The organism is Candidatus Binatia bacterium, from assembly GCA_023150935.1.
Taxonomy (GTDB): domain Bacteria; phylum Desulfobacterota; class Binatia; order HRBIN30; family HRBIN30; genus JAKLJW01.
In genome coordinates this window covers 1-914 of sequence record JAKLJW010000108.1, presented here as the reverse complement: position 1 = coordinate 914, position 914 = coordinate 1, and the positions used below count along the sequence as shown (strand labels likewise).

Sequence of the window (914 nt, the reverse complement as noted above, 5' to 3'; positions counted from 1 at the left end):
CTGGTGCTACCACCCGCGCGTCTTCCTCGACATCGCCCATGCCGGCGAGATCCGCTGCCCCTACTGCAGCACGACCTACGTCTACCGCGGGAGCGCGCCGAAGGGGCATTAGCGGCACCATGCGCCTGCTCCTCGTCGCCCCGAACTGGATCGGCGATACGCGGCTCGCGCAGCCGCTGCTCGCCAACGCGCCCGAGGGCGACGGCCATCCGGTGCTGGTGTTTCCGGGGTTGCTCGCCTCTGACGCGTCGACGCGGCCGCTGCGCCGGTTTCTCGAGGGCCGCGGCTACGCCGCTTACGGCTGGGAACAGGGTACGAACCGCGGCCCGCGCGCAGGCGTGCTCGACGCGTGCCGCGAACGGATCAAGGCGATCCGCAAGCGGCACAAGCGCAAACTGAGCCTGATCGGCTGGAGCCTCGGCGGCATCTACGCGCGCGAGTTCGCGAAGGAACTCCCGGGCGACGTGCGCTCGGTGATCACGATGGGCACGCCGTTCACCGGGCATCCGAAGGCGACCAACGCCTGGCGGCTGTACGAACTGGTCACCGAGCACCGCATCGGCGCGCCCGCGATCCACGAGCCGTTGCGCACGCCGCCGTCGGTGCCGACGACCTCGATCTACAGCCGCACCGACGGCATCGTCGCCTGGCAATGCAGCGTCGAGAAGGTCACGCCGCTGCACGAGAACATCGAGGTCGAGGCGAGCCATTTCGGCATCGGCGTCAACCCGCTGACCTGGTACGCGATCGCCGACAGGCTGGCGCAGCCCGAGGGCGGCTGGAAGCCCTTCGACCGCAGCGGCGTGCGCGCGTGGCTGTACTGGGATCCGAAGCGGAAGACGTGGTACTAGCGTCGACCGTCGGGCGTCGCTCGAAATCGGCGGCACCGGCCGGTCAGTCGCGCGCGATCCGCA

Annotated in this window: 2 protein-coding genes; both read left to right on the top strand. The window is 70.0% G+C overall.

Annotated elements, in window-relative coordinates; all coding sequences use genetic code 11:
* A partial coding sequence (locus L6Q96_23175; protein ID MCK6557452.1) for a zinc-finger domain-containing protein occupies positions 1–112 on the top strand: 112 nt, incomplete at its 5' end.
* A gap of 7 nt (positions 113–119) precedes the next feature.
* A complete protein-coding gene (locus tag L6Q96_23170) occupies positions 120–851 on the top strand; it encodes an alpha/beta hydrolase (protein ID MCK6557451.1) in 732 nt (243 codons plus the stop codon).
* Positions 852–914 lie beyond the last annotated feature (63 nt).